Below are 17946 nucleotides of genomic sequence, written 5' to 3'. Positions count from 1 at the left end.
GCGGCCACGTGGGGACCAGGCGCCACGAAGGGGAGACAGACCGATGCACAACACGGCTCTCGGGCGTGCGGAAAAGGGCCGGCGCCCCCAGGTCGTCGTGATCGGCGGCGGGTTCGGTGGGGTCCGGGCCGCGAAGGCGCTCGCCCGCGCCGACGTCGACGTGACGCTCGTCGACCGCGCCAACCACCATCTCTTCCAGCCGCTGCTCTACCAGGTCGCGGCCGGGATCCTCCCGCCCGGCCTCATCGCGCCGGCGCTCCGCCGGGTGATGCGGAAGGAGCGCAACGTCCGCACGCTGCTCGCCGAGGTCCACGGCATCGACACGGAACGCAAGGTGGTCCGCGCCGCCACCCCCGCCGAGGGGACGCTCGAGCTGCCCTACGACCACCTCGTCGTCGCGGGCGGGGCCACGCACGCCTACTTCGGGCACCCGCAGTGGGCGCGGTTCGCGCCCGGCATGAAGACCATCGAGGACGCACGCAGGCTGCGCAGCCACATCCTGGGCGCCTACGAGCTGGCCGAACTCGCCGCCGACGAGGAGGAGCGCAAGGCCCACCTGACGTTCGTCGTGGTCGGGGCGGGGCCGACCGGCGTCGAGATCACCGGTCAGCTGGCCGAGCTCGCGCGGCACGTGCTCCCCGAGGACTACCGCTCGATCGACACCCGGCGGGCGAGGATCGTCCTGCTGGACGCGGGCCCGTCGGTACTGGCCCCGTTCGCGCCGAAGCTGCAGGAGTACACGCGGCGCCGCCTCGAGGAGATGGGCGTCGAGGTCCGCCTGAACACCGCCGCCACGGACATGGACTCCGAGTCCATCGTGGTGCGCGGCCCGGCGGGCGAGGAGCGGATCGTCGCGCGCACCAAGATCTGGGCGGCCGGGGTGCAGGCGTCGCCGCTGGCCGCGATGCTCGCCGAGGCCACCGGCGCCCCGACCGACCGCGCGGGCCGGGTGGCCGTGCACCCCGACTGCAGCCTCCCCGGCGCGGAGGGCGTCTACGCGATCGGCGACATGGTCACCTCGGCGGACCGGCTGCCCGGCGTGGCGCAGGTGGCGATGCAGCAGGGCACCTACGTGGGCAGGCGGATCGCGGACCGGGTGCGCGGCGACACGAGCACACCCGCCCCGTTCCGGTACGTCGACAAGGGCAGCATGGCCACGATCGGCGCCCGAAAGGCGGTGGCCCAGATACGCGGCGTCACGCTCACCGGGTATCCGGCCTACCTGCTCTGGCGCTACGTGCACGTCATGTTCCTGGTCGGTTGGGGCAACCGGCTGGGCACGCTCTACGACTGGCTCCGCTCGCTGCGCCACGCCCGCAACCGCGCGCACCGGCTGATCACCCTGACCGGCGGCACGGCGGTCGAGCGGATGCCGGCAGCGGCCTGACGTCCCGCAAGACCGCTCGAGGCCGATCCGAGCGGGGGTGCCCCGTCGACGTGCCCGCCCGTCCGGGAGGCACACGTCGTGGCGGAACAGTTGATCGTTTCGTGTTCCGCGCTGCGGGAACGCGCCGCATGGTGCACGGTCCGCGCATGACCTCGCGGATCACGTCCGGCCGTGTCCCCGACCACCGCTCCGGCTGGGCCTTCCTGTGCCGCGCGGTCCGCCGCCCGCACCTGTTCGGGTCCCCGGCGCCGTCCGGCCGCCTGCTCGCCGCGCAGCTCGCGGGCCTGCTGCCGGACTCGGGCACACCGACCGTCGTCGAGCTCGGGGCGGGCACGGGCGCCCTCACCGAGCGCATCCACGAGCGGCTCCCCGCAGGGTCGCGGCTGCTGGCGATCGAGCTGGACGAGGTGCTGGCCGCGCGCCTCGCCGCCCGCCTGCCCGGCGTCGACGTCCGGCAGGGCGACGCCGAGCGCCTCCCGGCGCTGCTCGCCGAGGCGGGGATCGCGCGCGCCGAGGCCGTCGTCACGTCGCTGCCGTGGACGCTGCTGCCCGGGCACCGGCGCGACGCGGTGCTCGACGCGATCGCCGCCGCGCTCACGCCCGAGGGGATGGCGACCGCCGTGCTCACCCGCACCGCGCTGCCCAACCGGGCTCGCGACCTGCGACGGGCCTTCGACGCGCGGTTCACCGAGGTGGAGACGATGCCGGTCGTCTGGCGCAACCTCCCGCCAGCGGTGCTGCTCGTCGCCCGCCGGCCGCGCCCCGCCGCGGTGGACCGGCCGGACGCGCGGGCCTCCTAGAAGAGGCCGTCGGCGACGAGGCATCGTCGGACTCTCGGATCGTCGACAAGCGGGCCGGGGCAGTGCCCATGGACGACGGAGTGACCTCTTCGCAGGCGAGGTTCACCACCGCCGGTCGTCTCGTGAAACACCTTCGCTGCGCAGCCGGTCGACGACTGCGATGTCCTGGCCCTACCCGGGCCGTCTCGAGAACCTGGGCGGTGCACGTGACAGCGACGGGGCGGTGTCTCAGGTACGGTCGGCGCGCCCCAGCAGGGCGTCGGAGATGATGCGCATCTGGATCTCGGAGGTCCCTTCGAAGATCTTGGTGAGCCGGGCGTCCCGCCAGTAGCGTTCCGCCGGGAAGTCGGTGGTGTAGCCGGCGCCGCCGTGGATCTGCAGACCCTCGCTGGTCACCCGCTCGGCCATCTCGGAGGCCACGAGCTTGACCATCGAGGCCTGCGTCGGGCTGGGCTGCCCGGCGTCCACCGCGGTACACACCTGGTACATCAGTGCCCGCGCAGCCTCGACCTGCGCCGCCATGTCGGCGATCTTGAAGCGCAGCCCCTGGTTGGCACCGATCGGGCGCCCGAACTGGACCCGCTCACCGACGTAGGAGATCGAGTCCTCCAGCGCCCCGCGGGCCAGCCCGATCGCGCGGGCCGCGGTGTGGATGCGGGCGGTGTCGAGGTCACCCATGGCGATGCGGAAACCCTTGCCCGGCTCGCCGACGATCTCGCTCGCGTAGGCGCCGTCGAAGGCGAGCTCCCAGGTCTTCCAGCCGTGGTAGCCGATCTTGCGGACCGGGGTGCCGGTGACGCCCTCGGGCAGGGTGCCCCGCTCCTTCGGCATGAGGAAGCAGGTCACCCCGCGCGAGCGGTGCGCCGGGTCGGCGGGCTCGGTCCGCGCGAAGACCTGCAGGTAGTCCGAGCCGTCGGCGAAGGTGCACCACATCTTCTGGCCGGTGATCCGCCAGCCCTCGCCGTCCGGGACGGCGCGGCAGCTCAGGTTGGCGACGTCGGACCCTGCCTCGGCCTCGGACAGCGCGAACGCGCTGAGGAACTCGCCCCGCGCCATGGCGGGCAGGTAGCGGGCACGTTGGTCGGCGTCGAAGCCGGCGGTGAACTGCTGCCCGCGGGCGATCAGGCTGGCCACGCTCATCCAGGCGCGGGCCAGCTCCTCGACGATGATCGCGTACTCGGACAGCCCCAGGCCGAGCCCGCCGTACTCCTCCGGGATGAGGATGCCGAAGAAGCCCAGCTCGGCCATCTTCTCCCGCAGGGCCATCGGGATCTCGCCGTGCTCGGGGTCGAGCTCGTTGGCGACGGGCAGGACCTCCTTCATCGCGAAGTCGCGGGCCATCGCCTGGATCGCCAGGCGGTCCTCGGTGAGGAACGGTCGGGTCATCTGTCCGTCTCCATGGATCGATCGCGCAGGTGGACGCCGAGCCCGGCCCGGCCGGGGGCGACGTGGTCGCGCAGGACGAGGTCGTCGTCGTAGTCCCCGCCGTTCTGCGTGCGGAACGGGATCGGGGCCGTGCTCGAGATCGCGAGCACCCGCTCGCGCAGCTCCTTCGCGGCGGTCGCGAACTCGTCGTCCGACACCCGGTTCGCGCCCGCGACGACGACGGGCGGCAGGACCTCGTAGCCGACGTAGAACAGCGTGCCGTGCTGGAGGGGGAAGAGCAGCTCGTCGAGGTCCCCGTGGACGCCGCGGGGTCCGAGGTCCGGGCCCCGCCCCCCGACGGTGGTCACCACGAGGGCCCGCTTGCCCGCGAGCGGGCCCTCGCCGTAGCGCAGCGTCCGGCCGGGGTGGTCGGGGTCGGTGACGCCGTAGGCGAAGCCCTTGAGGAACACGCGTAGTACTCGGCCTGGCTCATCGCCTCGACGCCGCCGGCGACGACCAGGTCCGCCCAGCCCTGTCCTACGGTCAGCGCCGCCTGCAGGACGGCCTGCAGCCCGGAGCCGCAGCGGCGGTCGAGCTGCATGCCGGCCACGCCGATGCCGAGCCCCGCGTTCAGTGCGGCGACCCGGCCGATCGCGGGCGCCTCGCTCGTCGGGTAGCAGTAGCCGAGCACGACGTCGTCGACGTCGCCCTCGCCCAGCCCGGTGCGGGCGATCAGGCCCTGCAGGGCCTGGGTGGCCAGGTCCGCGGCGGTCAGGGTGGCGAACACCCCGCCGTCGACGCCGACCGGCGTGCGCACCGGGTCGCAGACGACGACGTCGGACATGCTGCGGGTACTCACCGGGTGACCTCCGTGGCGTACAGCTGCACCGCGAGCTCACGCAGCGCGGCGGCCTTGATCTTGGAACCGTTGGTGCCGACGGTGGTCGGCATCTCCTCGACGAGGTGCACCGAGTCGGGCACCTTGAACTTCGCCAGGGTCCGGGCACACCAGGCCCGCAGCTCGGCCGGGTCCGGGTCGGCGCCCGGCACGGCCTCGACGAACGCGACGGCCTTCGTGTCGTCGGCCACCGTGACGCCGACGACCTTGGTCCGCGCCACGCTCGGGTGCTCGGCCAGCCGGACCTCGATCTCGGCGGGCTCCACCAGGAAGCCGCGCAGCCGGATCGAGTCGCCCATCCGGCCCGCGTAGTCGAACGCGCCGTCCGGGCGGACCGTTCCCAGGTCGCCGGAGCGGAACCAGCCGTCCGCGGTGAACGAGCGCGCGCGGAGGGCACCGTCGGTGTCGCCGAGGTAGGCGTCGACGACGTTGTAGCCGCGGAACTGCAGCTCACCGGGCTCACCCTCGGGCGCCGGTCCGCCCGTGACCGGGTCGACGGCCCGCACCTCGATCTCCGTGGACACGGGTCGACCACCCGCCCGCCAGCGCGCGGGCGCCGGGTCGTGCTCGAGCCAGAACGACGTCAGGGCGAAAAGCTCGCTGGACCCGAAGATGCCCATGGTCGGGGTGTCCGTCTCCTTCTCGGCCCACTCCGCGACCCGGATCGACTTGCCGTAGAAGTCTCCGAGGAGCATGCGGCGCCAACGCGACAGATCGCCGCCGTGGGCGCGGTGGCTCTCCATCAGCCGCCCGGCGACGTCGTCCGCGCTGGCCAGGTGCGTCACCCCGAACTCGGCCATGTGCCGTACGACCAGCCCGTCGTCGAACGTCGGCTCCAGTAGCGCCGCCCCGCCCGCGGCGATCGCGGTGAGGGCCGGGACGTACCCGAAGACCCCGGACAGCGGCAGCACGACCAGGCTGACCGACTCCGCGTCCCAACCGCCCGCGGCTGCGACGTTCCGTGCGTGGGTGGCCACGGCGCTGCCGAGGTGGGCGGCGAGCTTCGGCATGCCGGTCGAGCCGGAGGTCGTGAACGCCACGGCCAGGGCGTCCGACGTGCCGCGCAGGGCCTCCGGATCGGCCGCACCCGACGGCGGGGTGGGCACCCAGGCGCCAGCGCCGACGTCGTAGGTCGCAGCGGCGGCCTCGTCCGCGGGCGGACGGCCGGGGCCGGTCACGACGGCGACGGCGGGTGCCGGCGCATCCGCCTCGGCGACCGCGTCGCGCAGTCGTGCGCGCAGGTCCAGGCCGAGGAAGTCGTGCGCGATCATCACGACCCGCGGGCGGGCCCGGTCGAGAACGTGCGCGACGTCGGCCACGCCGTAGCGGGTGTTGATGCCGATGACGTGGGCGCCGAGCGCGGCTGCGGCGAACTGCACCACCAGCGACTCGGACCAGTTCGGCAACCACACGCCCACGCAGTCGCCCTCGCCAACGCCGTGGGCACGCAGGTCCTCGCGCAGCGTCAGGACGCGCGCGACCAGCTCCGCCCGGGTGACGCGGTGCGGCTCGGGCCCACCGTCGATCAGGGCGGTGCTCTCCGGCGCGGCGACGGCGGTGTCGGCCAGCAGATCGGCCAGGGTGCTCATGCGGCGCCCCGATCCCGGCCGTCGCGGCCGTTCAGCTCGCCCAGCCAGCCGTGCAGGACGTCGGCGAAGCCCTCGAGCTCCTCCATCGGGTAGTGCCCGATTCCCTCCAGCAGGGTGTAACGGGAGCCCGGGATGAGGTCGGCGGCGCGCCGGACGTCCGCGGGGTCGAGCCACAGGTCGTCGTCCCCGACGACGAGGTGGGTCGGGCAGGCCACGCCGTCGAGCTTCGCCAGCACGTCGTGGGTGGCCCAGCCGATGAGGTCGCTGTTGGAGATCTCGGGGTCCTCGCGGCGGTGCATCCGGGCGATCAGCTCCGCCCGCTCGGCGGGCACCCGCCGCCCGACGACGGCGAGCGTCCCGAAGTAGGTCCGGTCCGAGCGGCTCGGCGCGGCCGAGTCGACCAGCTCGCGCTCCAGCCCGCGCACGGTCAGCATCGTGGAGTCGGTGCCGCCGTGCGCCGCCATCGCGACGGCCCCGGCCAGGCGCTCACCGCGGCGCACCGCGAGCTGCAGCGTGATCGCGCCGCCGATGGAGCAGCCGACGACGAAGGGCCGGTCCATCGCGAGCCGGTCCATGAGCTCCTCGCACCACCGGGCGTAGACCTCGAGGTCGCGCACCGGGCCTCCGAGGGCGGGTTCCGAGCGGCCGTGTCCGGGCAGGTCCGGGACCACCACCCGGTAGCCCAGCTCCGCGAGCCGCGGCTGGACCTCGCGCCACTGGACCCCGCTCTGACCTGCGGTGTGCAGGCACAGCACGGGCTGTCCCTCGCCCTCCTCCAGCACGAACGAGCGGGTCCCACCCACCTCGACGTAGTCGGCCCTCATCGTGTCCCCTCCGCCCGGGCGAAGGCCCGGGCCTCCTCGACCAGTGCGACGATCGCCGAGGTCAGCCGGAGGTACTCGTAGGCGCTGCCCTCGACCTCGAACTCGTCGCGCATGGTCCGCTTGGTGAAGTCGTTCTGCGGGCCGGTGAGCAGTCCCGCCCACACGACATCCGGGGCGGAGACCACGAACGTCGGCCCGTCCGGGGTCCGGGTCCCGGCCTCGAGCACCCGCCCCTTGTACACGCGGAAGACCACCAGGTCCCCGCCGAAGCGGAGGCCGATGGTGCCGTCCCAGGTCCCGGTCGCGCGGGTGAACGCGGCCGAGTCGGCGAGCCGCGCCGCCAGCGCCTGCGCCCACTGCGTGGAGGGGAAGGCCCGGCCGAGCCGGGCGGCGCGATCGTCCACGACCTCGCGCGCCGTGACCAGCGCGGCGGTTCGGCCCACCTGCACGATCTCGCCGTGCTGGTTGCGTACCACCACGTGCCTGCCGACGACGCCGTTGCGCAGTGCCGACGTGCGACGCGTGCGGGTCACCGTCATCTCGTAGGTGACGGAGTCCCCCACGTGGATCGGGGCCACGAAGTCCCAGTGCGTGTCGAAGGCGGCCTCGACGTTCACCGAGAGGCCGCGGTCGTGGTGCCAACCGAAGAATCCGGCCAGGCCCAAGGGGCCGTGCACGAGCGGACGGCCGTCCGCGGACGGTCCGCGCTCGGTGTGCAGCGCGGCCTCGTCGCCGCTGACCTCGGCGAAGGCGGCCACCACCGCCGCGGAGAACGTCCGCGCGGGACCCGTGTACACCCGCCCCACCTCGAAGTCCTCGAAGTAGGGCGCCTCCGCCCGCTCCCCGGAGGCCGCAGCCTCCCGGGAGGCCTCGGTGGTGCTGCTGCCCATTGACCGTCCTCTCCGACGAGCCCGCCACGACCTGCGCGGCGCCGGTGGCCCACGCCACACGAACGAACGTTCTTGCGTAACTCACCGAATCATTCCGTCCGCCAGCATGTCAAGCCCGAACCGGGGAACGCTCGGTGCGCTACCGTGGACAACATGAACACTCGTTCTGGTGCCCTCGTCGCCGACACGGGACGGCGGAACGAGGCCGCGATCCTCAACGCCGCGATCCAGGCGTTCGGCACCCAGGGCTTCAACGGCGCCTCGATGCGGGACGTCGCGCGCGGTGCCGACACCAGCCTGTCGAACCTCTACAACTACTTCCCGTCGAAGTCGAAGCTGCTGGCCGCGGCGCTGCGCCACGCCAACGCCGAGCTGCGGGGCCGCATCCTGGCCGCCGTCGAGCTCGCCGGGGACGACGCCCCCTCCCGGCTGCGCGAGGCGGTCCGCGCACACGTCGGGTTCGTCGTCGACCACCGGACCGCGACCCTGGTCGCGACGAACGAGCTCCGCTACCTGGATCCGGAGGACCGCGCGGCCCTGGTCGAGGACCGGGACGCCACCCAGGCGACGTTCGAGCAGATCGTCGCCCAGGGCAGCGCCGACGGCACGTTCCGCACGCCCTACGCCGGCGACGCGGCGCGCGCGATCCTGAGCACCGTCGCCGCGATCGCGACCTGGTACCGGCCGGACGGCCCGCTCGGCCGCGGCCAGCTCGCCGAGCAGTACGCGCGCTTCGCCCTGGCCCTGCTCGAGGCCCCGCTCGCCCGCTGAGCCCGTCCCGCGGGCGCTCGTCGAGGACCGACGACGATCGGACCTTGTCCTCTATGACCGAAGTCGCTAGGTTCTGCGAACGATCGTTCGTACCCATGTCGACGGCCCCGGCCCCCGACATCACACGGCCGCGCCGATGCGGCCTGGAGGTGGACTCGGATGGACCAGCACGTGCACGTTCCGCCGAAGCGGATGGGGAGGCTGGCCGCCGCGGCGGTCTTCGCCACCGCGCTCGAGTGGTTCGACTTCCTCATCTACGCCACGGCCGCGGCCCTGGTGTTCGGGCACCAGTTCTTCCCCTCGGTCAGCCCGGTCGCCGGCACCCTCGCCTCGTTCGCGACGTTCGCCGTCGGGTTCGTCGCCCGACCGCTCGGCGGAATCATCGCCGGCCACGTCGGTGACCGCTTCGGCCGCAAACCCCCCCTGGTCGCGGCCATGCTGCTCATGGGCGGCGCGACGTTCGCGATCGGGATCCTCCCCGGCTATGACGCCATCGGCATCTGGGCGCCGATCCTGCTCGTGGTCGTCCGCCTGGTGCAGGGGCTCGGTGTCGGCGCCCAGTGGGGTGGCGCCGCACTGCTGCTCACCGAGCACGCCCCCGTCGAGAAGCGCGGCTTCTACGGCTCGCTCGTCCAGACCGGCGCCATCGCCGGCGCGGTCGCGGGCAACCTGTTCTTCCTCCTGCTGACCACGACGCTTTCCGAGGAGCAGTTCACCAGCTGGGGCTGGCGCGTCCCGTTCCTCTCCGGGCTGCTGCTCGTCCTGATCGGCACCTACGTGCAGCTCAAGATCGAGGACACCCCGGTCTTCCGGGAGCTGCAGCAGCAGTCCGCGCAGTCCAAGCGGGAGGCGGGGCTGCGCAAGGCGCCGCTGGTGCAGGCCCTCCGGCACTACTGGCGGGAGATCCTTCAGGCCGCGGGCGCCTTCTTCGTCGTCAACGCGACCTTCTACATCCTGATCAGCGGCATGCTGAACTATGCGACCAGCCAGGTCGGCATGTCCCGCTCGGCGATCCTGTGGTGCGTGATGGGCGCCGGGCTGACCCAGGTCGTCTCGATGCCCCTCTTCGGCGCGCTCACAGACCGGATGGGTAGCCGCAAGAAGCTCTATCTCACGGGCACCGTGCTGATGGGGATCTGGGCCTTCCCGATGTTCTGGCTGATCGACACCGGTTCCGTGCCGCTCGTCTTCCTCGCCCTGCTCGTCGGGTTCACCATCCACGCCACGATGTACGGCCCCCAGGCCACGCTGTACGCCGAGATGTTCCCTGCCGACGTCCGCTACTCGGGCGCCTCCCTCGGCTACCAGTTCGCTTCCGTCTTCGCGGGTGGCCTGGCGCCGTTCATCATGACCGCACTCCTCGCAGCGTCGGGGAGCTCCTGGTCCGTAGCCCTTTACATCATCGGCACGGCGGCCGTGACGTTCGTGGCCGTCGCGACCATCAAGGAGCGCTTCCGCCGGGATCTCTACATGACCTCCGAGGCGGAGGAAGCACGCCAAGTGGTTCACGACTGAGTAGCGGACCCGCGGGGGGGCGGTCGACGGTCACCGCGCGCGGTAGGTCGACTCCACGACCCGGCCGTCGAAGACCCGGGTGCCGACGAAGTCGAAGGCCAGCCGGCCACCCGAGGCCAGCAGCTGGTGCGGTCCGCCCAGGACGACCGGGTGCACGCAGACGCGCACCTCGTCGATCAGTCCCGCCGCGGCGAGCGAACCCGCGAGGGCCGCCCCGCCCATCAGGACGATGTCCTTGCCCGGGCGCTCCTTCAGCGCGGCGATCTCGGCGAGCACGTCGTCGCGGATCAGGGTGGTGCGCTCGACGTCGACCCGCTCGAGGGTGCGGGACACGACGACCTTGTCCGTGGCCCGCCACCGCGGCGCGTAGGCCCGGCTGTGCGCGTCGTCGGAGACCTGGTCCGCGGTCGGCCAGTACGCCGCCATCATCTCCCAGACGCGACGGCCGAAGACCAGGGTGTCGAGCGCGTCGTTCATCTCGAGGGAGTAGGCGGACAGCTCCGGGCCCATCTCGGGCCAGTCGAACTCCCCGTTCGGCCCCTGGATGCGGCCGTCGATCGAGGTGTGGACGAAGTGGATCAGGTTGCGCACGGCGGTTCCTCCCGCGTCGGTGGCGCCCTTCCGCGGGCGCCGCTCGCCAGGTGGTCGGAGCAGTGCCGGCGTTCATGACACTTCTGCGGAAAAATCTTCGAGAACGGCCGAAGGGCCGGCCCGGAGTTCCGGACCGGCCCCACGAGTCGGTGCTGCGGGTCAGCTCTGGCGGGTCCCGCAGGTGGCGCAGAAGACCGCGCCGGGCGTGACGGTCGAGCCGCAGTTCGGGCAGCTCCCGGCCTTCGGGATCGAGACCACGGCGGTGGGCGCGGCGGCCTCCTCACCCGATCCGTTGACCGGTGGGGCGGACGGCGCCGGCGGCGCCGTGGGGGGTTGCGAGGCGGTCGGCGCCGCGCCGGGGCTCAGGAACGGGCCGGCCGGGGCGGGGCGCTGCGAGGCCATGATGTCGGCCGGGGTGACGACCGCGGTCGGGCCGTCGGCGAGACCGGCCGGCGCGGCGGGCCGGGGCTGCTGCCAGGCCGGGCCCTGCGGAGGCTGCACGGGCTGCACCGGCGTGCTCCCCCAGGGCGCCTGCGGCATGCGCGGGGCCTGCGGCGCCCGGTTCGTAGGGTCGTCGAAGCGCGGGTCCCGCGGGGCCGGGATGTCGGCCACGGCGGCCTCGCCGCGGCCCTTGCGCCGGCGCAGCAGCACCACCAGCAGCGCGATCCCGCCGACGAGGAGCGCGGCGGCACCACCGACGATCGTCCAGAACATCCACGGGGCGAGGCCGAGGAAGCCGGTGCCGCCCTGCTCCGCGGGTGGGGCGACCGGGGTGTCGCCGAAGCGCTCCTTGGCCTTCGCGGCCTCGGTCTTGAACTGCTGTGCCTGCCCGTGTCCGGGGTCGACGAGCAGCAGCCGCTCGAAGCCGGCGATGGCGTCGGTGTAGCGGCCGGCCCAGTAGTTCGCGAGCGCGTCGCGGTAGAGGGCGTCGTTGGGGCCCAGCCGGTTCTGCACGCCGTTGCGGGCCAGCAGCTCGGTCAGCCCGCTGGCCGGGGCGATGAAGTTGAAGGCCTGGTCGTTGGGCAGGTGGGCGCTGTTGATGCCCAGGACGTCGCCGTCCATGTCCACCGTCGGACCGCCGCTCATGCCCGGCGACAGCGACGCGGAGGTCTCGTAGTACGGGACGCTGCCCATGGTGCGCTTGGTGCTGATCTGGCCGTCCTTGTTGGACGGCTCCAGCGTCGTGTCGGTGACGGCGTCGGCCGCGGCCGGGTAGCCGATCGACAGCACCGGGGTGCCGATGGCGGTGTCGGCGTCCGAGCCGAGCTGCACCGTCGGCAGGTCGGAGCTCTCGATCTTCAGCAGCGCGACGTCGCCCTGGCTGGGCGGGCGGAAGTCGACGAGCCGGGCCGGCACGACCTCGCCCTTGGCGCCGCTGCCGGTGCCCGAGCCGATCACGGCCGAGTACTGCGCGTCGATCGGCGAGCCCTTGGCCTGGCCCTCCACGGTCCAGTTGGCCATGCCGTAGGTCATGGCGTCCTGCACGGTCACGCCGGGCGTCTTGGCGGCGATGTCCTGCGCGACCATCTGGATGAAGTCCGCGCGGATGCCGTCGGGGCTGGTGGTGTCCACGCAGTGGCCCGCCGTCGCGACGTAGCCCTGCGGGTTCACGCCGAAGCCGGTGCAGGTGGCGTTGAGCGTGAGCGGCTGGCCGTTGTTGTAGTACAGGCCGGTGCCGTCGCCGACGTAGGCGGTGAAGGTCTCGGTGAGGTAGACGATCGCCGGGCGGACCTCGGCGGCGGCCTTCTCGGTCGGCGTGGCCTGCGGGGGCGACGTCCCGGGTCCGGGCGGGGCACCGGGTTCGGCGGCCAGGGCCGTGCCCGCGGTGGCGAGGGTGACCGAGGCGGCGACGGCGACGGCGGCGGCGGCTCGGGCGATGGTGCCGGTCATGGGGTGTGGTCCTCTCGGGTGGGGCGGCTCTGGGCCCGTCGGCCCTCGCCCGGAGCCGGCGGCTGCGCGGCCCGTCGTTGACGAGGAGAACTGTCCCGCCGCAGGCCCCGGGGTCACGAGGGGTTCAACCCGTGAAGAGGGGTGGGGCCAGCACCACTTCCCCTCCAGGCGGTGGACACCCGGAGCGGCCACCGGGCGGCATCCTCGGCGGACCGGACGCACGCGAGGCACACTGTCCCGCATGGAGCAACGAGTCGCGTCGACGGCGCGGGTGCGCGTGCTGGTGGTGGACGACCACCGGCCGTTCCGGTTCGCCGCCGCCGCGGTCGTCCGGCGGATGCCCGGGTGGGAGATCGCGGGGGTCGCCGAGACCGGCGAGGCCGCCGTCGCCGCCGTCGCCGCGCTCCACCCGGACCTCGTGCTGATGGACGTCAACCTGCCCGGCATCGACGGCGCCGAGGCCGCAGCGCGGGTCTCCGCCGCCGCGCCCGGGACCCGCACCGTGCTGTGCTCGACCTACCGCCTCGAGGACCTGCGGATCGATCCGCACGGTCCCGGCATCGCCGGCTACCTGCACAAGGAGGAGCTCGGCGCGCCCGTGCTGCTCGATCTCTGGAACCGGATCAGCACTGCGGCGTAGCCGCGCATCGAGACCGCGGCCCGGGGACTCATCCGGTCCGCAGCGACGCCGCCACCGGCGCGCGGGCCATCCGGATCGCGGGCACCGCCCCGAGCACGAGCGAGCCGACCAGCACCGCCGGGATGATCAGCGCGATCGGCCACACCGGCACCGCGACGTCGGGCGCCACCCCCGTCTGGCTCGCCACCTGCCACCACAGCAGCCGCCCGCCGCCCAACCCGAACAGGACGCCGAACACCACGCCCGGCAGCACGGTCGTGCCGGCCAGGACACCGAGCGCGGCCCGCACCTGCCCCGGTGTCGCGCCCAGCACGGACAGCAGCGCGGCGTCGCGGGTGTGCCGGCGGACCGCGCTGACCAGCGTGTGGACCAGGCCCGCGACGGCGACGACGGCCAGCAGCGTCGCCAGGATCTCGGGCAGCCGGAGCAGCCCGGCGAGGGTGTCGATCTCCGGCGGCATGCCCGGGAGGTGCACCTCGAGCCGTTGGGCGAGGTCGGCGTAGAGGGCGTCCGCCTGCCCCGGTACGGCCAGGACGTGGGCCGACGCCAGCGGCTGCCGGAACAGCGCGCGCAGCTGCTCGGGCGTCATCAGCAGGCCCTCGCCGAGCGGGGCGGCGCGCTCGGGCTGCGGCACGGCCACGCCGGTCACCGTGAGCCGGGCCGTGCGGCCGTCGGACGAGGTGAGCTCGACCGGGTCACCGAGGCCGAGCTGCTCGCGCACGGCCACCCGCGCCCCGACGGCGACCTCCCCCGGCCCCGCCGGCATCCGGCCGCTGACCAGCGACACCGGGATGGCGCCCTTGCGCAGCACGTGCGCGTAGGCGTCGATCTGCCGGGACCTGGCCGGGTCGATCGTCACCCGCCCGGTCTCGACCTCGGTCAGCCCGGCGACCCGAGGGTCGGCCGCGAGCGCGGCCATGTCCGGCTCGCGGGCGTCGGCGATCGTGAGGTCGGAGGTGAACCCGTAGCGGGCGGGGGTGTCGACGAGCCGCTGCAGGCTGGCGCCGAGCATGGTCGACGCGACGATCCCGGCGACCGTCACCGCGATCCCGGTCGCCGTGACCGCGGCGGGCAGCCCGATCGTCCCGGGCACCGTGCGGCCGCGGAGCGCGAGCCGCAGCCCCACGAACAGCGGCGGCCAGCGCACCGCCCAGCGGGCGGGCCGGGGCCGGCCGGGCAGCGGCGGCGCGACGGCGGCGCGCCCGGCCAGTGCGGCGCTGCCCGCGGCCAGGGCCAGGAAGGCGAGCAGCACGACCGCGCCTCCCCCGGCGACCGTGCCCCAGACGGGCCGGAAGCCGGTGTCGGGCTCGAAACGCGCCTGGCTGCCGAGCGGTTCGAGTGCGCCCGCGGCCAGTGTCGTGCCGGCGGCGACGACCGCGGCCACCCCGGCCCCCGCGGTCGCGGCCAGCACCCGGGCCCCGATCCGCTCGGCGGTCGTCATGCCCAGCGCGTTCTCCACCCGCTGGTCGAGGGCGCCGCGGGCGTGGTGGCGCACCAGCCCCTGCCCCACGACGACGCACCCGCCCACCGCCACGACCAGCGCGAACCCCCACAGGCCGATGCCGAGCACGCGTTCGGCCGCGGCGACGGCGGGGTCGGCGTCCGTGGTCGGGAAGACCGGGACCTCGGGCACGTAGTTCCCCACGAGCAACGGCCGGGGCAGGCCCTCGTAGCTGCGCGCGAGGGCGGCGACGAACCGGTCCCGCAGCGCGGCGTCGGCCGCGGGGTCGCCGGTGTAGGCCAGCCGCGCGAAGCCGGAGCGGCCGCCGGCGGCCCCGGCGTTCTGCGCGGCGAAGGCGGGGGTGGACAGGGAGTCGCCGAGCGGGCCCGTCCAGGCCGGCATCCGCCCGATGCCGACGACCGTCATCCGGCGGGTGGCGCCCTCCGGCTCGCCGAAGCCGACGTCGAACCGCGCGACCTGGCGCAGGGTCAGCATCTTCAGCGTGATCCGGTCGCCCACGTGCAGCCCTGCCGCGGCGGCGAGGGGCTCGCCGACGAGCAGCTCGTCGGCGGCCTCGACGCGCGGGGCGCGGCCGGCGACGATCACGGGCGCGACCAGGTCGTCGGGGCGCTCGGGGCCGGCGACCACCGCGGTGTACTGCAGCGTGGGGCCGGCGATCTGCGCGATCCAGGCGTAGGCCGTCCAGCTCTCCTCGACCCCGGGCAGCCCGGCGAACCCGGCCGTGACGTCGGGCAGGTCGGCGGGGAGGTAGGCGCGGGCGTCGTCGAGGCCGGTTCGCTGGACCAGCCGCGGGTAGGCGCTGCCGGTGCGGTCCGCGACCACCGCCGCACCGAGCAGGAGCCCGCCGACCGCACCCGCGATCAGACCGAGGACGAGCAGCGCCCGCAGGCCCGCGCGCAGCTCCGCCCGGGCGACGGCCCGCATGCCGTGCCGCCCCGCGCCGGTCACAGCGCCGCCAGGGAGGTGACGGCAGGCGTGCGGGGCCGCCGGACCGGAACCGCCGCGACGACGGCGGCGCCGAGGGGCACGGCCGCGATCAGCAGGGCGATCGGCCCGACCGGCACCGCGATGTCACCGCCGACCCCGATCGTCGAGGCGACCTGCCACCAGAACAGCCGGGCGACGCCGAGCCCGATCGGCACCCCGAGCAGCACGGCGGGCACCGCGGTCGACGCCGCCAGCACGCCGAGCGTGGTCCGCACCTGCCCCGGGGTCGCCCCGAGCACCGAGAACACCGCCATCTCGCGGGCCAGCCGCCGCGCGCCGACCAGCAGCGAGTGCGCCAGCCCCGTGCCGGCGACGACGGCGAGCACCACCGCGAGCACGTCGGGCAGCCGGCCGAGGTCGCCGAGGTTGCGGATCGCGTCGGGCACGGTCGGCGGGGCCAGCTCCAGCCGTCCGCCCAGCTCGGCGGCGAGCGCGTCGGCCGTGCCCGGCCGGGCGTAGACGTGCGTCGTGAGCAGCGGGAAGTTGCGCTCGGGGCTCACCGCGAGCAGCCCGTCGGCGGTGGCGAGGAGATCCTGGCCGAGCGGCCCGTGGTTCTCGTTGGGCACCACCACGAGCCCGACGACGGTCAACGGGCGCGGCGTCCCGTCGGTGGCGAGGGTGTCGATCCGCTCCCCCGCGGACAGCCCGCGTTCGGCGGCCAGCCGGGGGTTCACGGCGACCTCGTCGGGCGCGGCCGGCAGCCGTCCGGAGACCAGCTCGACCGGCGGCGTGCCCTTGCGGGCGGTGATGCTGACGACCCCGAGCGTGCCGCCGGAGGCGAGCCGGGCGTACGCCGTGTCGGTGATCGCCACCGCCGCCACCCGCGGGTCCTCGACGAGCGCGACGACGTCCGGCTCGCGGGTGTCCGCGATCGTGACGTCGGCGCCGCCCGCCCACCGCTGCGGCGCCGCGACCAGCCGGTCGAGGCTCGCCCCCACCGGCACGGTGGCGACGATCCCGGCGACCGCCGCCGTGGCGGCGAGCACCGTGACCACCGGCGGCACGCCGCGCCGGGCGCCGGCCTGCGCGAGCCTGCTGCCGAGCAGGACGGTCGGCCAGCGCCCCAGCGACCCGCCGACGACGGCGGCGAGCGATCCCGCGCGAGGTGCGGCCGGCTCGGGCACCGCCAGCGCCCGCCGCCGCCAGGCGAACGCCGCCGCGACCGCCGTGACCAGCAGGAACAGGACCACCAGGGCCGCGCCGCCCGCCGCCGCGAGCGCCCACTGCGGGCGGAAGCCGGGCACGGGCTCGAAGCGGGCCTGGCTGCCCAGCGGCGCGAGCGCGCCGGCGGCCACGACGACCGCGGCGCCGAGCACTCCGGCGGCCGCCGCCGCGGGAACCGCCGCCACGACCCGGGCGATCACGCTCTGCGCCGCCGTCATGCCCAGCGCGGACTCCACCGACCGCGCCGCGCGGGCCGTCCCCGCGCTGCGCAGCAACCCGAGCCCGACGACCTGCAGCGCGCCCAGCGCCACGACCAGCGCGAACAACCCGACCCCGAGGAGCAGGGCCCGCTCGGCCGCCTGCACCGCCGGGTCGGGCGCGCGCGGGTGCTCCACCCCGGGCGTGAGGTAGTCGCCGACGATCGACGGCTGTGCGGCCGCATACGCGGCGACGGCCTCGTCGAAGCGGACGGCGGCGCCGGGCGCGGGGTCGAGCCGGACATAGGCGGCGTGCCCGATCCCGGTCCCGGCCAGCGCGCGGGCGAACGCCGGTCCGGCCAGGACGTCGGGCAGGGCCTGACCCCAGGCCGGCATCCGGGCGACACCGACGACGCGCACCGTGGTCGCGGGCCCGTGCGGGGTGAACCCGACGGCGAACCGCGCCATGTCCTCGAGGGTGAGCATCCGCAGCGGCAGGACCGTGCCGACGCCCGTGCCGTGCTCGGCCACCCGCTCGGAGACCACGACCTCGTCCGCCGCCGCGGGGTCGGCCGCGCGCCCGTCGACGATCACCGGGGTGACGAGCCCGGGGTGCGGGGCGGTGCCCGCGGCGAGCGACATGTACTGCACCTGCGGCCCGTCGACCTGGGCGACCCACGCCTCGGTCAGCCATGCGTCGGCCACGCCGGGCAGGGTCGGCAGCGCCTCGATCAGCGCGGGCCGGTCGGCCGGGACGATCAGCCGGGCGTCGTCGAGGTGGACGGCCTCGACGAGCCGGGGATAGGCGGTGGCGGTGCGCTCACCGACCGCGACCGCCCCCAGCACCACGCCGCCGACCAGGCCCAGCACCACGCCGAGGGCGAGCAGGCTCCAGCGCCGTTCCCGCAGCTCGGCACGGGCGACGAGGCGCACCGCACCGCGCGGGCCCGGCGCGCGGGCGTCGCGCGCGGGCACC

General features: G+C 74.8%; 15 protein-coding genes. 5 read left to right on the top strand and 10 right to left on the bottom strand.

What is annotated here, in order from left to right; all coding sequences use genetic code 11:
* The first annotated feature begins 43 nt into the window (after nt 1-43).
* Together LWC35_RS22520 and LWC35_RS22515 are read left to right on the top strand one after the other, a co-directional pair.
* Nucleotides 44-1387, top strand: coding sequence for an NAD(P)/FAD-dependent oxidoreductase (locus LWC35_RS22520; protein ID WP_232872192.1), 1344 nt, complete (start codon nt 44-46; stop codon nt 1385-1387).
* Nucleotides 1388-1533: 146 nt separating this feature from the next.
* The gene (locus LWC35_RS22515) at nt 1534-2187 is read left to right on the top strand and encodes a class I SAM-dependent methyltransferase (RefSeq protein ID WP_232872190.1); all 654 of its coding nucleotides are present in this window, start codon (nt 1534-1536) and stop codon (nt 2185-2187) included.
* A gap of 228 nt (nt 2188-2415) precedes the next feature.
* Here LWC35_RS22515 and LWC35_RS22510 read toward each other — a convergent pair whose 3' ends face one another.
* Genes LWC35_RS22510 through LWC35_RS22485 form a run of 6 tightly spaced genes read right to left on the bottom strand, consistent with a single transcriptional unit; the run spans nt 2416 to nt 7753 of the window.
* Nucleotides 2416-3573, bottom strand: a complete 1158-nt coding sequence (locus LWC35_RS22510; RefSeq protein ID WP_232872189.1) for an acyl-CoA dehydrogenase family protein — start codon at nt 3571-3573, stop codon at nt 2416-2418.
* A complete protein-coding gene (locus LWC35_RS22505; protein WP_232872188.1) occupies nt 3570-4022 on the bottom strand; it encodes an NAD(P)H-dependent oxidoreductase in 453 nt (150 codons plus the stop codon). The genes LWC35_RS22510 and LWC35_RS22505 overlap by 4 nt, the downstream gene beginning before the upstream one ends.
* Complete coding sequence (locus LWC35_RS22500) at nt 3917-4411, bottom strand: thiolase family protein (protein WP_232872187.1); 495 nt, start codon at nt 4409-4411, stop codon at nt 3917-3919. Before LWC35_RS22500 ends, LWC35_RS22505 begins: the two co-directional genes overlap by 106 nt.
* Nucleotides 4408-6039, bottom strand: coding sequence for an AMP-binding protein (locus LWC35_RS22495; RefSeq protein WP_232872185.1), 1632 nt, complete (start codon nt 6037-6039; stop codon nt 4408-4410). Before LWC35_RS22495 ends, LWC35_RS22500 begins: the two co-directional genes overlap by 4 nt.
* Nucleotides 6036-6863 (bottom strand): alpha/beta fold hydrolase, encoded by an 828-nt coding sequence (locus tag LWC35_RS22490; protein ID WP_232872184.1) that lies wholly within the window; start codon nt 6861-6863, stop codon nt 6036-6038. The genes LWC35_RS22495 and LWC35_RS22490 overlap by 4 nt, the downstream gene beginning before the upstream one ends.
* Nucleotides 6860-7753: a hotdog family protein gene (locus LWC35_RS22485; RefSeq protein WP_232872182.1), complete on the bottom strand. Its 894-nt coding sequence runs from the start codon at nt 7751-7753 to the stop codon at nt 6860-6862. The genes LWC35_RS22490 and LWC35_RS22485 overlap by 4 nt, the downstream gene beginning before the upstream one ends.
* 153 nt (nt 7754-7906) lie before the next feature.
* Here LWC35_RS22485 and LWC35_RS22480 point away from each other — a divergent pair, with 153 nt between their 5' ends.
* A complete protein-coding gene (locus LWC35_RS22480) occupies nt 7907-8524 on the top strand; it encodes a TetR/AcrR family transcriptional regulator (protein WP_232872180.1) in 618 nt (205 codons plus the stop codon).
* Between the two features lie 159 nt (nt 8525-8683).
* Nucleotides 8684-10039 (top strand): MFS transporter, encoded by a 1356-nt coding sequence (locus tag LWC35_RS22475; protein ID WP_232872179.1) that lies wholly within the window; start codon nt 8684-8686, stop codon nt 10037-10039.
* 30 nt (nt 10040-10069) lie between these two features.
* Here the strand turns inward: LWC35_RS22475 and LWC35_RS22470 are convergent, their stop codons facing one another.
* Nucleotides 10070-10630 (bottom strand): dihydrofolate reductase family protein, encoded by a 561-nt coding sequence (locus LWC35_RS22470; protein ID WP_232872178.1) that lies wholly within the window; start codon nt 10628-10630, stop codon nt 10070-10072.
* A gap of 159 nt (nt 10631-10789) precedes the next feature.
* On the bottom strand, nt 10790-12520 hold the full coding sequence (locus LWC35_RS22465; RefSeq protein WP_232872177.1) for a trypsin-like peptidase domain-containing protein: 1731 nt from the start codon (nt 12518-12520) through the stop codon (nt 10790-10792).
* Between the two features lie 241 nt (nt 12521-12761).
* On the opposite strand from LWC35_RS22465, the gene LWC35_RS22460 reads away from it, so the two are divergent.
* Nucleotides 12762-13160, top strand: coding sequence for a response regulator (locus tag LWC35_RS22460; RefSeq protein WP_232872175.1), 399 nt, complete (start codon nt 12762-12764; stop codon nt 13158-13160).
* Nucleotides 13161-13188: 28 nt separating this feature from the next.
* Here LWC35_RS22460 and LWC35_RS40420 read toward each other — a convergent pair whose 3' ends face one another.
* A complete protein-coding gene (locus tag LWC35_RS40420; protein WP_232872174.1) occupies nt 13189-15570 on the bottom strand; it encodes an ABC transporter permease in 2382 nt (793 codons plus the stop codon).
* Nucleotides 15567-17945: an FtsX-like permease family protein gene (locus LWC35_RS22450; RefSeq protein WP_232872173.1), complete on the bottom strand. Its 2379-nt coding sequence runs from the start codon at nt 17943-17945 to the stop codon at nt 15567-15569. Before LWC35_RS22450 ends, LWC35_RS40420 begins: the two co-directional genes overlap by 4 nt.
* Between the last annotated feature and the right edge of the window lies 1 nt (nt 17946).

The sequence above is a fragment of the Pseudonocardia kujensis genome, from assembly GCF_021283305.1.
In the GTDB taxonomy this organism is placed as follows: Bacteria; Actinomycetota; Actinomycetes; order Mycobacteriales; family Pseudonocardiaceae; genus Pseudonocardia; species Pseudonocardia kujensis.
This window is presented reverse-complemented; position numbering and strand designations above follow the sequence as displayed.

Coding starts and splice junctions, on each gene's coding strand:
- LWC35_RS22520 (WP_232872192.1), top strand. CDS start 44: ATGCACAACACGGCTCTCGGGCGTGCGGAAAAGGGCCGGCGCCCCCAG.
- LWC35_RS22515 (WP_232872190.1), top strand. CDS start 1,534: ATGACCTCGCGGATCACGTCCGGCCGTGTCCCCGACCACCGCTCCGGC.
- LWC35_RS22510 (WP_232872189.1), bottom strand. CDS start 3,573: ATGACCCGACCGTTCCTCACCGAGGACCGCCTGGCGATCCAGGCGATG.
- LWC35_RS22495 (WP_232872185.1), bottom strand. CDS start 6,039: ATGAGCACCCTGGCCGATCTGCTGGCCGACACCGCCGTCGCCGCGCCG.
- LWC35_RS22490 (WP_232872184.1), bottom strand. CDS start 6,863: ATGAGGGCCGACTACGTCGAGGTGGGTGGGACCCGCTCGTTCGTGCTG.
- LWC35_RS22485 (WP_232872182.1), bottom strand. CDS start 7,753: ATGGGCAGCAGCACCACCGAGGCCTCCCGGGAGGCTGCGGCCTCCGGG.
- LWC35_RS22480 (WP_232872180.1), top strand. CDS start 7,907: ATGAACACTCGTTCTGGTGCCCTCGTCGCCGACACGGGACGGCGGAAC.
- LWC35_RS22475 (WP_232872179.1), top strand. CDS start 8,684: ATGGACCAGCACGTGCACGTTCCGCCGAAGCGGATGGGGAGGCTGGCC.
- LWC35_RS22465 (WP_232872177.1), bottom strand. CDS start 12,520: ATGACCGGCACCATCGCCCGAGCCGCCGCCGCCGTCGCCGTCGCCGCC.
- LWC35_RS22460 (WP_232872175.1), top strand. CDS start 12,762: ATGGAGCAACGAGTCGCGTCGACGGCGCGGGTGCGCGTGCTGGTGGTG.